Annotated in this window: 17 protein-coding genes; 6 read left to right on the top strand and 11 right to left on the bottom strand. The window is 72.6% G+C overall.

Annotation, left to right across the window (positions count from 1 at the left end; translation table 11 throughout):
• Positions 1 to 204: 204 nt before the first annotated feature.
• The 3 genes from ABTZ91_RS04560 to wecB form a co-directional block, all read right to left on the bottom strand.
• Positions 205 to 1,584: a glycosyltransferase gene (locus ABTZ91_RS04560; protein ID WP_352075637.1), complete on the bottom strand. Its 1,380-nt coding sequence runs from the start codon at positions 1,582 to 1,584 to the stop codon at positions 205 to 207.
• Between the two features lie 91 nt (positions 1,585 to 1,675).
• Positions 1,676 to 1,822, bottom strand: a complete 147-nt coding sequence (locus ABTZ91_RS04555) for a hypothetical protein (protein ID WP_352075636.1) — start codon at positions 1,820 to 1,822, stop codon at positions 1,676 to 1,678.
• Between the two features lie 118 nt (positions 1,823 to 1,940).
• Positions 1,941 to 3,080 (bottom strand): non-hydrolyzing UDP-N-acetylglucosamine 2-epimerase, encoded by a 1,140-nt coding sequence (gene wecB / locus ABTZ91_RS04550; protein WP_352075635.1) that lies wholly within the window; start codon positions 3,078 to 3,080, stop codon positions 1,941 to 1,943.
• A gap of 535 nt (positions 3,081 to 3,615) precedes the next feature.
• Here wecB and ABTZ91_RS04545 point away from each other — a divergent pair.
• Positions 3,616 to 5,061 carry a hypothetical protein gene (locus tag ABTZ91_RS04545; RefSeq protein WP_352075634.1) on the top strand — a complete coding sequence of 482 codons (1,446 nt, stop codon included), beginning with the start codon at positions 3,616 to 3,618 and terminating at the stop codon, positions 5,059 to 5,061.
• 182 nt (positions 5,062 to 5,243) lie between these two features.
• Here the strand turns inward: ABTZ91_RS04545 and ABTZ91_RS04540 are convergent, their stop codons facing one another.
• The 6 genes from ABTZ91_RS04540 to ABTZ91_RS04515 form a co-directional block, all read right to left on the bottom strand.
• Positions 5,244 to 7,358 (bottom strand): VCBS repeat-containing protein, encoded by a 2,115-nt coding sequence (locus ABTZ91_RS04540; protein WP_352075633.1) that lies wholly within the window; start codon positions 7,356 to 7,358, stop codon positions 5,244 to 5,246.
• A complete protein-coding gene (locus tag ABTZ91_RS04535; RefSeq protein WP_352075632.1) occupies positions 7,355 to 8,539 on the bottom strand; it encodes an FG-GAP-like repeat-containing protein in 1,185 nt (394 codons plus the stop codon). The genes ABTZ91_RS04540 and ABTZ91_RS04535 overlap by 4 nt, the downstream gene beginning before the upstream one ends.
• A gap of 144 nt (positions 8,540 to 8,683) precedes the next feature.
• The gene (locus tag ABTZ91_RS04530; protein ID WP_352075631.1) at positions 8,684 to 9,988 is read right to left on the bottom strand and encodes a VCBS repeat domain-containing M23 family metallopeptidase; all 1,305 of its coding nucleotides are present in this window, start codon (positions 9,986 to 9,988) and stop codon (positions 8,684 to 8,686) included.
• Between the two features lie 253 nt (positions 9,989 to 10,241).
• Entirely contained in the window at positions 10,242 to 11,660 is a 1,419-nt protein-coding gene (locus ABTZ91_RS04525) for an FG-GAP-like repeat-containing protein (RefSeq protein ID WP_352075630.1), read from the bottom strand.
• Positions 11,661 to 11,974: 314 nt separating this feature from the next.
• Positions 11,975 to 12,163, bottom strand: a complete 189-nt coding sequence (locus tag ABTZ91_RS04520; protein ID WP_352075629.1) for a hypothetical protein — start codon at positions 12,161 to 12,163, stop codon at positions 11,975 to 11,977.
• A 165-nt stretch (positions 12,164 to 12,328) separates the two neighbouring features.
• Positions 12,329 to 13,300: a helix-turn-helix transcriptional regulator gene (locus ABTZ91_RS04515; protein WP_352075628.1), complete on the bottom strand. Its 972-nt coding sequence runs from the start codon at positions 13,298 to 13,300 to the stop codon at positions 12,329 to 12,331.
• A 144-nt stretch (positions 13,301 to 13,444) separates the two neighbouring features.
• Here ABTZ91_RS04515 and ABTZ91_RS04510 point away from each other — a divergent pair, with 144 nt between their 5' ends.
• From ABTZ91_RS04510 to paaI, 5 genes are all read left to right on the top strand, one after another.
• Positions 13,445 to 13,741, top strand: a complete 297-nt coding sequence (locus ABTZ91_RS04510; protein WP_352075627.1) for a hypothetical protein — start codon at positions 13,445 to 13,447, stop codon at positions 13,739 to 13,741.
• Between the two features lie 342 nt (positions 13,742 to 14,083).
• A complete protein-coding gene (locus ABTZ91_RS04505) occupies positions 14,084 to 14,665 on the top strand; it encodes a carbonic anhydrase (RefSeq protein WP_352075626.1) in 582 nt (193 codons plus the stop codon).
• An 11-nt stretch (positions 14,666 to 14,676) separates the two neighbouring features.
• Positions 14,677 to 16,179 (top strand): SulP family inorganic anion transporter, encoded by a 1,503-nt coding sequence (locus ABTZ91_RS04500; protein ID WP_352075625.1) that lies wholly within the window; start codon positions 14,677 to 14,679, stop codon positions 16,177 to 16,179.
• Positions 16,180 to 16,266: 87 nt separating this feature from the next.
• Positions 16,267 to 16,410, top strand: coding sequence for a hypothetical protein (locus ABTZ91_RS04495; RefSeq protein WP_352075624.1), 144 nt, complete (start codon positions 16,267 to 16,269; stop codon positions 16,408 to 16,410).
• A gap of 110 nt (positions 16,411 to 16,520) precedes the next feature.
• Entirely contained in the window at positions 16,521 to 16,964 is a 444-nt protein-coding gene (gene paaI / locus ABTZ91_RS04490) for a hydroxyphenylacetyl-CoA thioesterase PaaI (protein ID WP_352075623.1), read from the top strand.
• Positions 16,965 to 17,106: 142 nt separating this feature from the next.
• Here the strand turns inward: paaI and ABTZ91_RS04485 are convergent, their stop codons facing one another.
• Positions 17,107 to 18,363: an AMP-binding protein gene (locus ABTZ91_RS04485; protein WP_352075622.1), complete on the bottom strand. Its 1,257-nt coding sequence runs from the start codon at positions 18,361 to 18,363 to the stop codon at positions 17,107 to 17,109.
• Positions 18,363 to 19,235, bottom strand: coding sequence for an SDR family NAD(P)-dependent oxidoreductase (locus ABTZ91_RS04480; RefSeq protein ID WP_352075621.1), 873 nt, complete (start codon positions 19,233 to 19,235; stop codon positions 18,363 to 18,365). Before ABTZ91_RS04480 ends, ABTZ91_RS04485 begins: the two co-directional genes overlap by 1 nt.
• Positions 19,236 to 19,286 lie beyond the last annotated feature (51 nt).

Here is a 19,286-nt window from a genome sequence, read left to right as displayed (position 1 = left end):
CACCCCCACCCCTCTGCCCTTGACGCTCCGGGAAGAACGGGTCACCAGGCGCACGGGGGGCGCACTGCGGAGCCTCTCGGCCGGATCCGATCCGTGCCCGCCACGGGAACGCAGGCCGACGACGTGCGGTGCCGGCCGGACCGTACGGGGAATGTCCAGATCCTGTCCCGTTCACCGGTCACGTCGTACGGCCCCGCACCGGGGTCAGGCTTCCTTGGCGACGGGACCGCCGGTCGGGGCTTCCGCGTTGCGGCGGGTCTTGGCCCAGCCGTTACGGCCGCTGATCATCCGGCCGACGGCGCGCCAGGAGACGACGTAGAGGAAGAGCAGGTAGAAGGGGTAGGCCAGTCCCCAGCCGAGCGAGCGCCAGAAGCCGGTCCCCGGTTCGCACTTGCGCCGGTAGAGGGGTCCCCAGACGACGAACTGGCCGAGCGCCATGGCCACGTAGAGGGCGATGCCGCGCCAGCCGCCGTCCGCGAGGTATCCGGCCGCGGCTTCGGGGTGGCGGTAGTAGGAGACCGCCAGGGCGATCATCGGGATCGGGTAGAGCAGCGCGCCGACGAGCTGGAGCCAGGGCTGGCTGAGGAAGAAGGTGAGTTCCAGGAAGCCGATGTTGGGGATCTTGTTGCTGCGCCAGATCGCGGGGATGTAGCCGAAGCACTGCATGACGCCCTGGGCCCAGCGGGTGCGCTGGGTGAGGAAGCGCTTGGTGTCGAAGAGGGCTTCCTGCTCGACGTACGTGTCGGCGCAGAAGGAGTTGATCCAGCCGGCCAGCATGAGGTGGATGCCCAGTTCGAAGTCCTCCAGGAGCCGCCCGGTCCAGGGGCGGCCGCGTTCGGTGTCGAGGTCGTCGAGCGCGGACATGCGGACGAACTGGCCGTTGCCGCCGAGGCAGACCGTGCGGGAGGTCTTGCGGGCGTGCTGGAGCGCGGCCACGGGAGCACGGAACTCCAGGTCCTGCATGCGGATGAGGAGCCGGCTGTAGAAGTTGCGCAGGGCGCCCTTGTCGTGGGACGGCCGCGGGTCCTCGCGGTTCATCATCCGCACCTCGATCTGGACACCGCCGATCTCGGAGCGCCCGAAGAAGCGGCGGGCGGCGACGTGGTCGAGGCATCCCGGTGCGGGACGGCCGTCGGCGTCGAAGACGCCGACGATGACGCGGTGGCGGTCGGTGCCGGGCGGAAGGGCCGAGCTGAGCATGTCGTACGCCGCGTTGAGCGCCTCGCCCTTGCCCAGGCGGGCGTCGGGGCGTCGGCGCTGGACCAGGTGGACGCCCGGGTCCATGGCGGCGGCCCGCCGCACGATGTCCCCGGTGCGGTCCTCGGAGTCGTCGTCGATGACCCAGATGTGGGCTTCGGGGCAGGAGGCGCGGAGATAGGTGATGGTGTCGCCGATGACGGCTTCCTCGTCGCGGCAGGGCACGAACAGGTGCCACTGGTAGTCGCCGGCCTTCCCGTGACGCCGCTTGCGGCGCAGGAGCAGCGGCAGGATCAGCCCGATGAGGTAGAGCGGGAAGAACACGCTCAGGATGAGGCTGAAGTCGGCCAGCAGGCCCAGCAGGCCGGAGGGCTCGGAGGACGTCACGGGCGGTTCCTGGTTCGAGGAGGGGAAGCGGGTGTCGGGTCAGGGGCCGGTCCGGCCGGCGCGTACGGCGGTCGGACCGGCCGGGGCTGGGTCAGCCCTTGGCGGCCTTGATGCGGGCGGAGCGCACCATCAGCACGCCGCCGAGCACCAGGGCGACGGCCAGGAGGGTCGTCACGACCCCCGGCGTCCCGCCCGTCATGGCGAGCTGGCCTCCGCCGATGACCACTCCGGCGCCCACGGCGCCTTTTCCTGCCGACCCGTACACGGGTCCTCCTTTCGTCGGGGAGCCGCGCCGACCGTTGTGGCGGAGCTCCGGTGGTCGCCGTCGCGCGATCGGCGCGCCGGCTGCTGCGGGGTCAGCGGCCCGTGCCGGTGTCCGGCAGGGGTGTGCCGTCGGCGAGGGCCGTCGCGAGGGCGTGGATCCGTGCGGAGGCCGTGCCGTCGCCGTACGGGGAGGCGGTGGCCGACAGCCGGTCGTGCGCGTCCGGGTGGTCGAGCGCGGCGCGGGCCGCCTCCTGGAGCGGGGCGCCGGGTTCGACGAGCCGGCTGAAGCCGGCGGTGACGGCCTCCGGGCGTTCGGTGCTGGTGCGGACGACGAGCAGGGGCTTCTTGAGTACGGTGGCCTCTTCCTGGATGCCTCCCGAGTCGGAGACGAGCAGGCGTGCGCGGTCCGCGAGGGCCAGGAAAGTGGGGTGGTCGACCGGGTCGGTGACGTCGATCCGGTCCAGCAGGTGTTCCAGGCCGAACTGCTTGACCTTGGCGCGCGTCCTGGGGTGCAGGGGCATCACGACGCGTTCGCCGAGCCCGGCCAGCGCGGTGAGCAGCGCCCGGAGGCGTTCGGGGCTGTCGGTGTTCTCGGGGCGGTGTACGGTCGCGAGGACGAACGGCCCGTCGACGCCGTGCTCGCGGGCGATGCGGTCGCGTTCCTCGGGGTCCGGCAGGGACATCAGGGTGGCTTCGACGACCGTGTTGCCGGTGACGTGGATCCGCTCGGGCGCCGTTCCGGTCGCGAGGAGGTTGGCGGCGGCCTGCTCGGTGGCGGCGCAGTGGACGTCGGCGAGCACGCCGACGACGAGCCGGTTGATCTCCTCGGGCATGGTCCGGTCTCCCGAGCGCAGCCCCGCCTCGACGTGGACGACGGGTATGCCGCAGTACTGCGCGGCCTGCGCTCCGGCAGAGGTGCTGTTGGTGTCGCCCTGCACGACGACCACGCGCGGCGGGTCCTGGACGAAGGCCCGGGCCAGCTCCGCCGTCAGCTCGCCGATCTGCGCCCCTCGGCCCCACGGCCCGGTGGCGCCGTCGAGCAGCAGATGCGGCTGCGGGAGACCGAAGTTGGCGAAGAACGTGCCGGACAGAGCACTGTCGTAGTGCTGGCCGGTGTGCACGATCCGTGCGCGCTCGCCGAGGAGCCGGATGAGGGGCGCCAGCTTGATGATCTCCGGGCGGGTGCCGAGCACCACGGCCACGTCGCGTATGCCGGAGGGGGTTTTGCTCATGTCTGGTCCTGCCGCGCATACCCGAGCGACCGGAGCACGTGCGCGCGGCCTGGTACCCGGAGCCGTACGTGATCGACGCGACAGCCAGAGGAAGCGTATGAGCCACCAGTTGGCTGAAAATGCCACTCCGGGCACTTGTGATCAAATTGTGTTCAAGCTGCGAAGGTCCGGGGCGCGGAGGGAGGAGGTCGCGGTGAGACGGAGGCACTGACCGGGCAGAGGGGATCCGGCACGCCGTCTCGGCCGTGGCGGGGCCGGGGCGAGGCCGTGGCCGCCGCTGACGTCGCACAGGGCGTCAGCGTGCGCCGCAGTGCGCCCGAAGCGTGCGGCTCGTGCGCCGGGGCGGGGGGTCAACGCGCTCGCCACGCGCGCCTGGCAGAGGCAGCTCGGGCACGCGAGGGTCGGTGCGACCGGGTGCGCCGAGGTCCCCAGGCGCTGCCCCCGCGAGGCGCGCCTGAGACCCTTCCGAGCGCCCGGGGCACCGTACGGGAGGACGGCCGGCGGCACCCATGACGTCGAATCGAAGGGAACGCCGATGAGCAGCTCGACTCCGTTCCGCGGGCGCCGTCCGGTCCTCCGGGCACGCGCGACCGTTGTCGCCGCCCTCGCGGTCGGCGCGGTGATGGCGCTGGCGCCCGCCGCGGCGGCCGCGCCCGGTGACCTGGACCCGTCCTTCAGCGGTGACGGCCAAACCACGGTCGACTTCGGCATGACCCCGCCGGAACCGGAGGTCGGCAACGACGTGTTGCGCACGGCCGACGGCTCCCTGTTCACCGTGGGCCGCAGCGGCCTCAACGTTCCCCTGGTCGGCGGGGGCAACGCGTTCGGCATCACCAAGCACGATGCCGCCGGCACCCTCGACACCGCCTTCGACGGCGACAGCGGCACGGCCGACGGCAGAGTCACCGTCGAGTTCGGGGACACCGTGGCGATCGCCCGCTCGGTCGTCGAGACCTCCGACGGTGGCATCCTGGTGGGCGGTCTGACCCGTCAGGAGCAGATCGCCGACGGTGCGCTGGCCAAACTCGACCCGGACACCGGTGAGCTGGACACCAGCTTCGGCGGTGACGGCAAGGTCACCTTCAACCCCACCCTCGGCGGGCTCCTCGGCACCGGTGTCCGGGGCATGAGCCAGGCTCCCGGCGGCGACATCCTGGTGGCCGGCGCCGCCGGACCGGACTCGTTCGTCGCCCGGTTCAACTCCGACGGCACCCCGGACACCGGATTCGGCGCCGGTGACGGAGACGGCGTCGACGGCGTGGTGCTGAGGGACTTCGGCGCCGGCGACCACTTCTTCGCCGCGGAGGAACTGCCCGGCGGCAAGTTCATCGCGGCCGGCACCACCGCCGACACCCAGCACCTCAGCGCCGACGGGGACTTCCTGCTGGCCCGCTTCAACTCGGACGGCACGCTCGACACCACGTTCGGCGGTGGTGACGGCATCGTGACCACCGACATGAGCGGCGGCCTGTTCGACCTCGCCTTCGGCTTCACCACCGCCCCCGGCGGCGACTACGTCATCGTCGGCGCGGCCGGCGCGCCCGAACCGTTCGGCCAGGGCGGGCCCCTGAGGCACGCCATCGCCCGCTACGACTCCGACGGCACCCTGGACACCGGCTTCAGCGCCGACGGCAGGCTCACCGTCGACGTCGACTCCGTGACGGCCGACGAGGCGCGGGACGTCGCCGTGGACGGCGACGGAAACATCGTGACCGTCGGGCTCACCGGTGAGGTGTCGCCCTTCCCGCTCGACCCGACCGCGGGAGACGCCTGCGTCCTGCGCGTCGAACCGGACGGCGACCTGGACGCCACCTTCGGCGGGGGTGACGGCATCGCCGTCATCGACTTCGCCGGACTCGCGGACGTCGCACGCGGTATCGCCCTCGACGATGACGACGACATCATCTTCGCCGGAGGCGCGACCGACAGCGACCCGCTCGGCACCCGGCTCGACTTCGCGCTCGGCCGGCTCCAGAGCTGACGCCGTCAACGGCACCACGCGGCCACCACGGTGAGCACGACGAGGGCACGGGCCGCCGGCAGCGGGCGGCCGTGGCGCGTGACCGAGGTGCCTGGGTCTGAGCCCCGTCTCAAGGGCTGAGGCGTCGTGGCGTTGTCGTCCTTGAGCAGGTGGGGCGGTGCCCTCGGTCGCGGCCACGGCGCCTACCAGTTGGAGCCGATCTGGATCCGTGCGCCGAGGGTGCTCGTGCCGGTGCCGGGATAGAGGTAGAGCGGTCCGCCGGTCGTGGCCGGCGCCTGGACGGCGAGGAGGTCGCCGGTGCCGTCGGAGTCGACGTCGGCGCCGGTGAGCCCGCGCATGACCTGCCAGTTGCTTCCGATCTGCGTCCGGTTGCCGAATCCTCCCGTCCCGGTGCCGGGGTAGGCCCACAGGGCGCCCTGGCGGTCGACGGCGACGAGGTCGGCCTTGTGGTCGCCGTCGAGGTCGCCCGGGGCGGCGAGTTCGTTCATCGCGTCCCAGCCGGTGCCGATCGGGGAGGGGGCGGCCAGCGTGCCGTCGCCGTTGCCGGGGTACGCCATCAGCGCGCCCTGGGGGGTGACCGCGAGCAGGTCGAGCGCACCGTCGTGGTCGACGTCGATCGTGGTCAGGTCACGCAGCGGCCCCCAGTTCGTCCCGATCCGGACGCGTTCGCGCAGGGTGCCGGTGCCGCTGCCCGGGTACAGCTGCAGGGTGCCGGTCGCGGTCTCGACGGCGATCAGGTCGGCGTAGCCGTCGCCCGTGTGGTCGCCCGCCGTGAGTTCGGCCATGGTGTTCCAGCCGGTGCCGATCTCCCGGCGCGGGCCAAGCGTTCCGTCGCCGGTGCCCGGGTAGAGCCACAGGCTGCCGGTGGCGGCCTCGACGCCGACGACATCCGGCCGGCGGTCGCCCGTGAAGTCGGCGGCGGCCAGGTGGTGCAGCCCGGCGAGCGCCGGCGGCGTGGGCCAGGTGGTGCGGTAGACCATGCGGTCTCCGGGGCGTTCGTTGACCATCCACAACTCGCCCGTGTCCGAGCGGTAGGAGAGGTTCTCGTTGTAGATGCCGGTGCGGGTCATCAGCCACACCGGTTCGTCCAGGGCTCCCTGGTAGAGGCAGCTCGGCAGGTGGGTGGTTCCGCCCTGTACGTATTCGGGGCAGGGCGCCGAGAGGACGAACCGGCCGTCGTTCATGGCCACGCCCTGGGTCCCCCCGATGGGCGAGCGGAAGGCGGCCTCGGGCAGGACGGTGCCGGAGGCGGCCTTCAGCGCTCCGGTCGTCCGGTCGAGGGGCCAGCGCACGACGGTCGAAGCGGACCGGTCGAACCGGTCGCCGACGTTGCCGCTGTCCATCTCGGCGGTGACCAGGGCGGGTTCCGCCGACGACAGGTCGAGCGAGAGGGCCGAGACGCAGGGGCGCTGCGCCAGGGAGGCGGGCGGATAGCTGCCGCAACCGGTTCCGGCGCCGGTGTACACGTAGGTGCCGATCCGGGGCAGCACGTAGCCGCCGGATCCGGTGCGCCAGATCCGGGTGGTGTCGAAGACGTCGAGGGAACTTCCGAGGCTGGCCACGTACAGGCGGGTGCCGGCCCAGACGACGCCGTGGGCGTGGCCGCCGCGCAGCGGGGCGTAGCCGCTGCCGTCGGCGGTGAGGGCGACGAGCTGAACGTGCCGGTAGCGTACGGCGGCGGGGTCGGTGACGTCGGCGACGCTGAGCCGTTCGGTGCCGTCCGGCCCGTACCAGCTGGTCAGGACGGCGTCGCGGCCGCCCACCGATCCGTGCGTGACTCCTTGCGGGTACCACTGGGTCGTGGTGTCGTCCGCCGTCGACCAGCAGAAGCCGCGCGCTCCGTCGATGTGGGTGTCGTGGCACAGCGACCGGGCCGGGGTGTTCGCCGGGTCGGTGAGGACTCCGGCGAGATGGGTGCGGGTGACGTCCGGATGGGCGGCGTCGTAGTCGTCCACGCGGGTCTCGTCGGCCCGGCCGAGGTCCTTCAGACCCATGCCGGTGGTGGCGGTCCGGGTGATCGCGTTGGGGGTGGCGATCGAGCCGTCGGGTACGTACGGGACGGCGGCGGTCGCGTGGGGAGCGTTCACGGCTCCGGCGACGGCGCAGACGAGGGCGCCGAGGGCCGCGAGGGCGGCCCGGACACGGGCGGCCCGGCCGACGCCCGTCCCTCGCGGTGCGGCCGTGCGGGAGGCCCGTCGCGGTGCGGCCGTGCGGGAGGCCCGTCGCGGTGCGGCCGTGCGGAAGGCCCCTCGCGGTGCGGCCGTCTCGGCGGCCGGGGTGGTCCGTCGCTGGTTCATGAGGTGAAGTTCCAGCCGCCGCCGTTGTCGACGCGGGCGCCGAGGTGGCCGTCGCCGAGGCCCGGGTACACCCACAGGTCGCCGTTGCTCTCCCGGGCGACGATGTCGGCCCTGCCGTCACCGGTGTAGTCGCCGGCGCCGCTGACGCTGGACATCACGCCCCAGCCCGTACCGGCCTCGACGCGGGCGCCGAAGCGGCCGTTGCCCAGGCCCGGGTAGGTGAACAGCTTGCCGGAGGCCGCCTCGACGGCGACGACGTCGCCCTTGCCGTCGCCGGTCAGGTCGCCGGCTCCGCCGATGGCGCTCATGGCGTCCCAGTTGGAACCGGCCTCGACGCGGGCGCCGAAGTGGCCGTTGGACTGGCCCGGGTAGACCCACAGCGTTCCGGTGGTCTTCTCCACGGCGAGCAGGTCGCCCCGGCCGTCGCCCGTCAGGTCGCGGCTGCCGGCGATGCGCAGGGTGTTCCAGCCGCCGCCGTTGTCGACGCGGGCGCCGAGGTGGCCATTGGTCTGGCCGGGGTAGATCCAGAGGGTGCCGGTCGACTTCTCCACGGCGGCCACGTCGGCCCGGCCGTCGCCGGTGACGTCACCGACACCGCTGACCTGGGCCATCGCCGCCCAGCCACCGTTGTCGACACGGGCGCCGAAGCGGCCCGCGCCCGCGCCCGGGTAGATCCACAGCGTGCCGGCGCCGGTCGCCTCGCGGGCCAGGAGGTCGGGGCGGCCGTCGCCGGTCAGGTCGCCCACGGCGGAGACGGGTCCGGGCTCGGGTGCGGGCGGGGGCGTGGCGGGGTAGGGGTCCGCCGGGTCGGAGGCGGGGTGGATCCTGCTCGAGCACGCGGGCCAGGCTCCCTCGCCTTGCGGTCCGTCGAGGACCTTCTCGGCGATGAGGATCTGTTCCATCTTCGTCGCCTGGTAGGCGCGCGGCGCGTACTGGTCGCCGCCGTAGGCGCGCCAGGTGGCGTCGTCGAACTGGAGGCCGCCGGTGTACGGGAAGCCCTCCCGGTAGTAGTGCCAGTCGCCGCTCGCCTCGCACTCGGCCATCTTGTCCCAGGTGGCGACGGAGGCGGCGGTGGCGGTCGGGGCGTGGGTCGCGCCGGTGAGGGAGGTCAGGGCGGTGAGGGCCGCGACGGCGGCGGCCGTGAGGGCGGCGGTGCGGGGGCGGGGGTGTCGCACGGTCATCGTGGCGTCTTTCGAGGAGAGGGTGGAGGGGAAGGCGGGGCGGGGCCGGCCGGGGCCCGGTCCGGGGTGGGACCGGGCCCCGGCGGGCGGGGAGCGGACGGGCGGGGAGCCGACGGGCGGGGAGCGGGGGGCTCCCTGGTGGGGTCAGCTGTCGAAGTTCCAGCCGCCGCCGTTGTCGATGCGGGCGCCGAACTGGCCGTTGCCGAGGCCCGGGTAGATCCACAGGTCGCCGTTGTTCTGGCGGGCGACGAGGTCGGCCTTGCCGTCGCCGGTGTAGTCGCCGGCGCCGCTCACGCTGGACATCACGTCCCAGCCCGAGCCGGCCTCGACCCGCGCGCCGAGCGTCCCGTTGCCCTGGCCGGGGTAGAAGAAGAGCTTGCCGGTGGCTTCCTCGACGGCCATGACGTCGCCCTTGCCGTCGCCGTTCATGTCGCCGGTGGCGGACACGGTGCTCATCGCGTCCCAGTTGGAGCCGATGGCGACGCGGGCGCCGAAGTGCCCGTTGGACTGGCCGGGGTAGAGGTAGAGCGTTCCGGTCTCCTCCTCGGTGGCGAGCAGGTCGCCGCGGCCGTCGCCGTTCAGGTCACGGCCGCCGGCGATGCGCATGGCGTTCCAGCCACCGCCGTTGTCGACGCGGGCGCCGAGGTGGCCGTTGGTCTGGCCGGGGTAGACCCACAGCTTGCCGGTCGACTTCTCCACCGCCAGGACGTCGGCCCGGCCGTCGCCGGTGATGTCGCCGACACCGGAGACCTGGTCGATGCTCCCCCAGCCGCCGTTGTCGATACGGGCGCCGAGGTGGCCGTTGCCGAGACCGGGGTAGACCCACAGGGTCTTGTCGCCCGTGCCGGCCCGGGCCAGCACGTCGGGCTTCCCGTCGCCCGTCAGGTCGCCGACCGCCGAGACCGGGGCCGGCGCGGGGGTCTCCGGCGCACCGCAGTTGGCGCTGGTGAAGGTACGGCTGCCGCCCGTGTAGGTCACGCCGTCGAAGACGGGGCGCTGCCCCACGCCGTTCAGGGTCTGCTCGAAGTGCAGGTGCGCGCCGAAGGAGTTGCCGGTGTTGCCGACGCGGCCGATGAGCTGGCCGGCCTGGACCGTCGATCCGGCGGCGATCTCCGTACGGGACAGGTGTGCGTAGTGGGTGGTCCAGCCGCCGCCGTGGTTGATCCGCACGTGGATGCCGGCCCAGCCACCGCTGTTGCCGGAGACCTCGACCGTACCGCCGGCGCTGGCGACCACGGGGCGGCCGGTGTCGTCGCCCGGGTAGTGGTTGAGGTCCACGGAGTACTGCGGGCTGTGACCGGAGTACGTGGTGGCCGACCAGGTCTCGCCGCAGGGCGCGGGCAGCTGGAAGTCGGGCTGCTCGGCCGCCTGGGCGGCCTGGGGGAGGGCCATCACGGTGGCGGCGAGGGCGGCGACGGCGAGGGTGGAGGGGAGCAGGCGCTTGGTCATGGCGGAGGGACTCTTTCGGTCGCTTGGGAAGTGTGGAGAAGTGTGAGGAAGAGCGAGGGGGCGGCGAGGCGGGATCGCGGCACGCCGCCGGGTGGGGGTACGGGCGCACTCCGGTGCTGCGGGGCGCGGACGTCCCCCGGTGGTACGAGGCACCACCTGGGTGGTACGAGGCGGTACGGGCGCACTCGGGTGGTCCGGGTGGTCCGGGTGCGGGAGGCGCGGGGCCCGGCGGGCGGGCCGGGCCCCGGAGGCGTCAGCCGGTGAAGTTCCAGCCACCGCCGTTGTCGATGCGGGCGCCCAGCTGGCCGTTGCCGAGGCCCGGGTAGATCCACAGGTCCCCGTTGTTCTCGCGGGCGACGATGTCGGCCTTGCCGTCACCGGTGTAGTCGCCGGCGCCGCTGACGCTGGACATCACGCCCCAGCCGGTTCCCGCCTCGACGCGGGCACCGAAGTGGCCGTTGCCCAGGCCGGGGTAGAAGAAGAGCTTGCCGCTCGCCTCTTCGACGGCGACGATGTCGCCCTTGCCGTCGCCGTTGAGGTCGCCGGCTCCGCCGACGGTGCTCATGGCGTCCCAGTTCGTGCCGGCCTCGATGCGGACGCCGAAGTGGCCGTTGGAGAGGCCCGGGTAGACCCAGAGCGTGCCGGTCTCCTCCTCGACGGCCAGCAGGTCGCCGCGGCCGTCGCCGGTCACGTCACGGCTGCCCGCGATGCGGATGTCGCCCCAGCCGCCGCCGTTGTCGACGCGGGCGCCGAGGTGGCCGTTGGTCTGGCCGGGGTAGACCCACAGCTTGCCGGTCGACTTCTCCACCGCGGCGACGTCGGCCCTGCCGTCGCCGGTCACGTCGCCGAGACCGCTGACGCGCTCCATCGTCGCCCAGCCGCCGTTGTCGATGCGGGTGCCGAGGTGGCCGTTGCCCAGGCCGGGGTAGATCCACAGCGTGCCGGTGCCCGTGCCCTCACGAGCGAGGACGTCCGGCTTGCCGTCGCCCGTCAGGTCGCCGACGGCCGACACGGGGGCCGCTTCCTGGGTGGGCGCCGGTGCGTCGGCGATGCCCTTGGGGCCGACGAACCTGAGCACCCGTCCGGCGCCGACCGGGCTGGTGTTGGTGCGCCAGTCGAACCAGTCGTGGTGCCGGACGCGGCCGCTCTCGTTGCCGCCGACCGTCCTGATCCGGCGGCCGTCGGCGGACACTTCGACGACCAGGTTGACGTGGTTCACCTCGCCGTCGGTCATGCTGCCGTCCGAGTCGTACAGGACGGCGTCGCCGACCTCGGGAGTGGCGTGGAAGGTGCCGTTCTTCCTGCCGTACTCGTTGAAGCTGAGGGCCGCTGCGTTGAGGACCTCGGTGCCCTCCGCGCCGGCCCGGCCCCACACCCAGCGGGCGAACTCCGAGCACCAGGCGGTCGGGTATTCGCATCCGTAGTACGGCGAGCAGTTGTTGCCCACCTGCGTGAGGGCGATCGAGGCGACGTTGGGCGCGGTGGCGGACGCCGACGTGGCACCCGTCATCGTGAGGAGGGGAGCGGCGACGGCGGTGGCGAGGGCCAGGCCGGAGAGCTTCCCACGGATCGTCCGGGCGAAGGAGGACGACGAGGAGGACGAGGAGGAGGACGAGGAGGAGGACGAGGAGGAGGACGTGGCGGAGGAAGCGGACGTGGCGGAAGAAGACATGGAGGTACCCACCCCTGGGATCGATGCGAGGAAATGCCGCGGAAGGGAGCGCACGCACGTGGTGCGCGGAAGGACATCGCGGAGGAGAAGCCCGGTGCGGTGTGCGGAGCGTGTCGCTACGGGACACGGAGCACGGGACTCGGGACTCGGCACTCGGGTCCCGGCACTCGGGACGTGGATGACGAGCGGTGACGAAGACGGTGGTACGGGTGAGGGCCGCGGAGCGGCGTGCGGTGCTCGGACGCCCGGCCCTGAAGGAGGGAACGCGCTCCGGTCGGCGTACGGTCAGCCGTGTCCGGAGGCTGCCCGTCGGGTCAGCTCCAGCCCCAGTCGTCGGTGCCCGTGGCCGGGGTCGTGCCGTCGGCCACGATCGAGACGGTCGATCCGGCGGCCGATCCGGCGGCCGATCCGCCGATCGGTCCGGAATCGGTCACGAGGGCGCCGAGGGCCGTCAGCGAGAGAACCGCGGAGAAAGCGACGAGCAGTGACTTGATGGCGTTCATTTCTTTTCCCACCCCTGGTTTTTCTGTTCCGTTCGCGTGCCCCTTCCGGGCTGCTGATGAAGATCCTGACCTGGGCGGAAGCCCCTGACCAGAGAAACCGGCTGGCACAAAAGGCGCCTGACACTTTCGTGCCAGACGCCTTCGGGGATGCCGGGGAGGGACGGTTCAGAGCAGTCCCAACTCCGCGGCACGTTGGCCGAGCTGGAACCGGCTGCCCGCCCCGAGCCTGGTCGACAGCTCGGTGATCATGCGGCGCTCGGTGCGCAGGGAGACCCCGAGCTTGCGGGCGGCGGCTTCGTCGGTCATCCCGTCGGAGAGCAGCTTGAGCAGCGCGATCTCCTGCCGGGTCACCTCGGGTCCGCCCCGGGCCGGGGCCTCGCCGATCGGGGTGCCGGAGGCCCACACCTGGTCGAACAGCGCGCAGAAGCCGGCCAGTGCTCCCGCCTCGTGGATCACGACCGCCCCCTTGGAGGAGTCCTGGGGATCCAGCGGGACGAGGACCACCTCCCGGTCGATGATGTGCATGCGCATCGGCAGCGACGGCACCGTGCGGATCTCGGCGCCCTGCGCGACGAGCCACTGGGCGTGCTCGCGGCTGGCGGGGTCGTTGACCACGCTGTCCAGGTAGACGGTCCTGAGCCCGACGCCCCTGTGGAGGGTGGCTTCCGCCAGCGGCCGGCCCGCGTCCCGGTTCGCCGCGGGCTGCGGCCCGCCGGGGGCGAAGGCGAGGGCCTCGCGCCGGGCACGGCAGGCCAGTTCCTCCAGCCTCGCGCGGATGGCGTCCAGGCCGACCAGCCGCTCCACTCCCCCGGTCCGCTGTCCGTCGCGCAGCACCGAGTAGTCGGCGAGCAACTCCGCCACAGCGGCCCGGCTCTGCTCGAACTCCTGCTGCCTGCGGGCCAGTTCGGCCTGCTGACGGGCGAGCAGCGCCTCCAGCGCCAGGTCCGGCGGCACCGCGCGCAGGGAACCGGGATCACTCAGCGAAGGCCGTAGCAGGGCGAGATCGGCGAGCCGGTCCAGCGCCGAGGTCACCTCCGAGCGGTCGCAGTCCAGGGCCTGCGCCATGCGCTCCACCCCCCAGGACGGGTGCTCCAGCATGAGCCGGTAGACCGCCTCCGTATCCCCGTCCAGCCCCAATGGTCTCAATGGACCCAACATCGACAAATCCCCCCAAGCATTGTTCTGTGCTCCCCTGATTCTTCCGGCACGTTTACGCCGGGGCAAGAAAGTGCCAGCCGTATCGCCACCTTCGGTGACCGGACAGGCGCCATAGTGCGTCGTGTGTACCTCGTCGAGTTCCTCCTGGCCAAACCCCCGACGGCACCGGAAGCGTCCGAGAGCGCCACGCTGAGCGCACTGCGATCCGCCTCGCTGCCGGGGGACGGGGTGGAGCACATCCGCCTCCACATGTCGCGGGCCGGTGCCCGTGGCGTCTTCTTCTGCCTCGCGCCGGATCCCGTGCACGCGATGGCCCGCGTCGACGCGGTTTGCCGCCGGGCCCTGGAGACGTGCCCCGCGCTGCGCGGGTGGCAGACGGTGAGGATCGCGAGAGCCGCGGACGTCCACGGAGCGGTCTGAGGCACCCGGGTTCACCGCGGGCCCACATATCGATCACATTCTGCGCCGAAAGATCGCCGGAGCGTCACTCCGCGGCAATCCCGCTCACACGTGGGCCGTCTAGCTTTCCTTTCGGGGGAAGCGGCACCGTGCCGGTCGACCGGCTCGCACCGCGGGACCCACAGGTCTTCCGCCGCCGAACCCGGTCTCGTTTCCCCGCTGAACCGCCCTCGCCGGCGGCACCGGAGCGCCCGTCGCCACCGTGTGCCCGCGCGCGTCGCAGGGCCGATCGACGCTGCCCCCCACAGTCGTGCTCACCCTCAACCGACAACGCGCCCTCGCGCGCGCTGGAGACAGCTGAACATGAAACCCCTCATCGACAACGCCCGAACGCTCGGACAGCGCCCTGAGGAGTTCGCTCACCTCGCCCAGGGACAATCACCGGAGGTCCTGTTCATCACCTGCGCCGACTCCCGGGTCGTTCCGTCCCTGATCACGGGCGCCCGGCCCGGCGAGCTGTTCGAGCTGCGCACCGCCGGCAACATCGTCCCGCCCTACGGCTCCGCCACCCCCACGGGCGAGGCCGCCACGATCGAGTACGCGGTGGAGGTGCTCGGCGTCGAGCACATCGTGGTGTGCGGCCACTCCCACTGCGGCGCGGTCGGCGCGGTGGTGCGCCGCGAGGACCTGACGGCCGTCCCCGCGGTGCGGGACTGGCTCGCGTACGCGGCGGAGGAGCCCCGCTCCTCGGACCCTGGTGACCCGGAGGTGGCGGAGGCCGTGCAGGGCCACGTCCTCGCCCAGTTGGAACGGCTGCGCACCTACCCGGCCGTCGAGCGGCGCCTGCGCGCCGGTGAACTGCGGCTGCACGGCTGGTACTACGAGGTCCACACCGGCGTCGTGCGCGAACACCGCGCGGCCTCCGGCACGTTCGAGACGCTCTGAGGGGGACGGTGATGACCGAACTGACCGCGCTTTCCAGATTCCCTCATCTGCGGCAGGACTTCCTCGCCTCCATCGTGGTCTTCCTGGTCGCCGTGCCGCTGTGCGTCGGGGTGGCGGTCGCCTCCGGCGTCCCGGCCGAGCTCGGCCTGGTCACCGGCATCGTGGGCGGTCTCGTGACCGGCTTGATGCCGGGCAGCAGTCTTCAGGTGTCGGGGCCGGCGGCCGGCCTGACCGTGATCGTCTTCGAGGCCGTCAGCGAGTTCGGGGTGGGCACGCTCGGCGTGATCGTCCTGGCCGCCGGTCTGCTCCAGCTCGCCATGGGCTTCCTCGGCATCGGCCGCTGGTTCCGGGCGATATCCGTCGCGGTCGTCGAGGGCATGCTGTGCGGCATCGGCCTGGTGATCATCGCCGGGCAGGTCTACGCGGCGGCGGGCATGAAGGCCCCGGCGTCCGGCATCGACAAGATCGCAGGTCTGCCGGGCGCGGTCGCCGACGCGCTCGGCAGCACCGAGGCGCTGGCCTCCCTGGCGATCGGCGCGGGCACCATCGCCGTCATCGTGCTGTGGAAGAAGCTTCCGAAGGCGGTGCAGTCCGTGCCCGGCGCCCTCGTGGCGGTGGTCCTGGCCACGCTCGCCACCCTCGTCCTGAGCCTGCCGGTGGCGACGGTCAAGGTGGAGGGTCTGCTCGGGGTCGTCCAGCTGCCGGGGGCCGAGGCCTTCGGCGAGCTGGGCGAGCCGGCCGTGTGGGGCACGATCGTCGCCTTCTCGCTGATCGCCTCCGCCGAGTCGCTGTTCAGCGCGGCGGCCGTGGACCGGCTGCACGACGGTCCGCGCACCCGGTACGACAAGGAGATGATCGCCCAGGGTGCGGGCAACACCGTCTGCGGTCTGCTCGGCGCGCTGCCGATGACCGCGGTGATCGTACGCAGCTCCGCGAACGTGGCGGCGGGCGCGAAGACCAAGGCGTCGCGGGTGCTGCACGGCGTGTGGCTGCTGCTGTTCGCCGCGGCGCTTCCGGCCGCCCTGGCGCTGATCCCGATTCCCGCCCTCGCCGGCATCCTGGTGCACGCGGGCTGGAAGCTGGTGCCGTTCCGGCAGATCGCGGCGCTGTGGCGGGACCACAAGGGCGAGGCGCTGATCCTGGTGATCACGGCCGTGGCGATCGTCGCGGTGAACATGTTCGAGGGCGTGCTCATCGGTCTGGCGCTGGCGGTGGCCAAGACCGCCTGGGACGCCTCGCACGTCAGGCTGGAGGTCATCGACAAGGGGGCCGGCCCGATCCAGGCGTACCTGTCGGGCAACGCGACCTTCCTGCGTCTGCCGAAGATCCTCGACAGCCTGGAGGCACTGCCCCAGGACCGCCCGGTCGAACTGGACCTCTCCGGTCTGCACCACCTCGACCACGCGGTCCGCACCGCCCTGGAGAACTGGGCGGCACAGCACAGCTCCACGGGCACCGAGCCCGTGCGGGTCACGGCGGACGCCCAGCCGGTGACGGCGTCCGCCGACGCCTGACGACCCTCTCCCGGCCCCGCCCATGGAACTCGAATCGACATCGGGTTTAATGGGCGGGCCGCAGTCACCCCCGGGAGGGAAGCCGTCGTGAGCAGCGAGAACCGCACCGTGGACCGGACGCACGAGAGGTGGAAGGTGAAGGGCGTCGCCTGGCGCGTGCTCTTCTACGTCGTCGGCACGTACGCGTTCTTCCACGTGGTCGGCATGCTGGGCGCGTACGCCCAGAGGTAGCGAACGTCCCTCTCGCCAGGGCTCGTTGACAGGTCAAGGCCCCGGTCGGTCTAATGCGGACGCGGAGCACCCGGGCCCGTCCGGTCCGGCCGTGAGGGAGGGGCGAAGCCATGGGTGTGCGCGTCGGCGTGCCGAAGGACGCACCGGCCGGGATCGCGGAGCTGTACGAGCGGGACCGCACCTGCCGGTCCCTGGGCATCGCCCTGGAGCAGGTCGCACCGGGGCGGGCGGTGATGCGGATGCGGGTGGGCCAGGACATGGTGAACGGCCATGGCATGGCCCACGGAGGGTTTCTGTTCCTCTTCGCCGACGCCGCGTTCGCGTACGCCTGCAACGGCTACGGGCCGGTCACCGTGGCGCAGTCCGCACAGGTCAGCTTTCTGCTGCCGGCCGCGGTGGACGACGAGCTGATCGCGGAGGCCGTGGAGCGGACGCGGTCGGGACGCAGCGGGATCTACGACGTGACGGTCCGCCGCGCGGACGGAACGGTCGTCGCGGAGTTCCGCGGGCAGAGCGTGATGCTCACCGGCGGAGCGCGGCCACCGCGAGGATGACGGCGGGGCCGGGGGCCGGGGCTCCGGGAGGCGGCCGCCCGGCAGCTGCCCGGCCTCGTGGGCGGGCAGCTGCCGGGCCCTCATCCCATCGGCCGGCCGGGCGGGCGTCAGCCCGTCAGTCGGCAGGGCGGGCGTCAGCCCGTCAGTCGGCAGGGCGCTCGTCCACGACCTGCTGGAGTTTGCCCGTGCGCGGGTTGACGGCCAGTTCGGAGCGGGGCACCCACTCGATGCCCAGCTCGTGGATGGCACCGTCCGCGACCTCCGCCGGGAAGAGGGGCCGGGCCGCGTAGACCGCCTCGACGAGCCGGGCGCTCAGGTCGGCCGGCGGCTCCTCGACGTATCCGAGGCGCAGGATCAGTCCGTCCCGCCCGTCCCAGCGGCGCTGCACCATCTGCATGCCGGCGATGTACCGGTCGGGGTCGGCCTCCACGAGGACCGCGCGAACGTCCTCGATCGGCATCGAGACCGTGCCGACGCGTCCGCCCTCCATGGACCGGCCGAGGAGACGGAACCGCCGGCACTCCGGGTCGACCCATTCGCCGCGGTCGCCGGTCGGGAAACGGATGACCGGCATGAGGGTGCGGAAGAGGTTGGTGACCAGGATCCGGCCCGGCACTCCCGGTGTGGTGATCTGCTCGCCGGTGGCCTCGTCCACGAGTTCCACGACGGTGCGGTACGGGAAGGCCTCGTGCACCCGTACGTCCTCGCCGGGCACGGGCTGCCCGACGAGGCCCGCGTCGATGGAGGCGTAACCCACCGAGGCGACGGCCGCCTTGGGGAAGGCCCGCAGCAGGATCGGCCGCAGGTCGGTGAAGAGCAGGTCGCCGCCGAACAGCAGCAGTTCCACTGAGTCGGCGGTCCGGCCGCTCCGTACGAGGCATTCCGCCACGGCGGCCAGCTTCATCGGGACACCGGCGAGGACGTTCACGCCGAAGTCGCCGATCAGGTCGGCGACGAACTCGTTGGGGGCGCCGGCCCCGACCGGCAGGCGGACGTTCTCCACCGGCGCCGCGTGCAGGGCGTGCTCGATGTAGAGCATCCCGCCGTACAGTTCGCCGGCCCAGAAGAGGTTGGCGACCCGGTGTCCGGGCTTCAGCCCGGCCCGCACGATGCCGGCGCCGAACGCGGTGACCGAGTCGGCGTGTTCCGACCGCGACCAGACCGACAGCTTCGGGACGCCGGTGGTGCCGCCGGTCTTGTAGACCCCGGCGTCGGTCAGCGGGCCGGTCAGCACCCGGTTGTCGGGCCAGGTGTTCGCCGCCCAGAACGCGGCGTGGTCGACGACGGGGAGCTGGGAGAGGTGCGCGACCGTGCGCGGCACGTCCCGGTACACCTCCGCGTAGAAGGGCGAGTGGGTGCGGACGAAGTCGACCAGTTCCTGAAGGGATGTGGCGGGCACTACCTCTCCTGCTCTGTCTCGTCGGGTTCCGGTCGGCGCCCGATCCAGGTGCGGGCGAGTTCCCGCACGACGGAGCCGTCACGGTCGGTGAGTTTGCTGTCCAGATAGGCGGCGGCCCAGGGGGTGGTGGGGACGCGGAAGGCCGGCCGTTCGGCCCGCAGGGTCCGTATCACGACCTCCGCCACCTCGGCCGCGTCCTGTCCGGCGCCCTCCCACCCCTGGTGGGTGACCCAGTGGATGTAGTCGGCGAAGGTGCCGGCGTAGGGGCCGGAGGCGGCCTCGATGGTTCCGCGGTCGATGTCGGGGAAGATCCCGAACCGGGTGCCCCGGACGAAGCCGGGGACCACCACGGACACCCGCACTCCGTGTGCCTCCGCCACCGGGGCCAGGCTCTCCATGAACCCTTCGACGGCGAACTTGGCCGCGCAGTACGCCTCGTTGAAGGGCTGTCCGACGATCCCGTGGACGCTGCCGATGGTGAGGAGGCGGCCCCGGGCGGCCCGGAGCAGGGGCATCGCGGCCCGGCTCACCTCGACCACGCCGAAGAAGTTCACCTCCAGGTTGGCCCTCAGGGCCTCGGTGGTGGACATCTCCAGGGTGGGGTCGGAGTTGGAGACGCCGGCGTTGTTGACCACGGCGTCGAGTCGTCCGTAGGTCCGGTGCACCTCGTCGACGCAGCGGGCGACGGAGTCCGGGTCGGTGACGTCCAGCCGGCGGATGTCCAGCGCGACCCCGGCCCGGTCCGCCGCCTCCCGGAGCGCCCCGGCGCGGGCGGGCTCGCGCAGGGTGGCGACCGTGGTGAAGCCGGCCCTGGCCGCGGCGACCGCCGTGGCGAGACCGACGCCGGAGGAGGTCCCGGTGATCAGGACCACCCGGGGTGTCCCGCGCCCTGCCCCTTCAGCGGTGGGCGTCGGGCGGGCCGC

Origin of the sequence: Streptomyces sp. NPDC126499 (genome assembly GCF_040302485.1) — a bacterium.
Lineage (GTDB): Bacteria > Actinomycetota > Actinomycetes > Streptomycetales > Streptomycetaceae > Streptomyces.
The sequence above is the reverse complement of the archived record's forward strand: the minus strand, read 5'-3'. Positions and strand labels throughout refer to the sequence as shown.

Excerpts from the sequence above, each read along its gene's own strand:
- ABTZ91_RS04525 (WP_352075630.1), bottom strand. The coding sequence starts at position 11,660 with ATGTCTTCTTCCGCCACGTCCGCTTCCTCCGCCACGTCCTCCTCCTCG.
- ABTZ91_RS04520 (WP_352075629.1), bottom strand. The coding sequence starts at position 12,163 with ATGAACGCCATCAAGTCACTGCTCGTCGCTTTCTCCGCGGTTCTCTCG.
- wecB (WP_352075635.1), bottom strand. The coding sequence starts at position 3,080 with ATGAGCAAAACCCCCTCCGGCATACGCGACGTGGCCGTGGTGCTCGGC.
- ABTZ91_RS04530 (WP_352075631.1), bottom strand. The coding sequence starts at position 9,988 with ATGACCAAGCGCCTGCTCCCCTCCACCCTCGCCGTCGCCGCCCTCGCC.
- ABTZ91_RS04540 (WP_352075633.1), bottom strand. The coding sequence starts at position 7,358 with ATGAACCAGCGACGGACCACCCCGGCCGCCGAGACGGCCGCACCGCGA.
- ABTZ91_RS04535 (WP_352075632.1), bottom strand. The coding sequence starts at position 8,539 with ATGACCGTGCGACACCCCCGCCCCCGCACCGCCGCCCTCACGGCCGCC.
- ABTZ91_RS04545 (WP_352075634.1), top strand. The coding sequence starts at position 3,616 with ATGAGCAGCTCGACTCCGTTCCGCGGGCGCCGTCCGGTCCTCCGGGCA.
- paaI (WP_352075623.1), top strand. The coding sequence starts at position 16,521 with ATGGGTGTGCGCGTCGGCGTGCCGAAGGACGCACCGGCCGGGATCGCG.
- ABTZ91_RS04505 (WP_352075626.1), top strand. The coding sequence starts at position 14,084 with ATGAAACCCCTCATCGACAACGCCCGAACGCTCGGACAGCGCCCTGAG.
- ABTZ91_RS04500 (WP_352075625.1), top strand. The coding sequence starts at position 14,677 with ATGACCGAACTGACCGCGCTTTCCAGATTCCCTCATCTGCGGCAGGAC.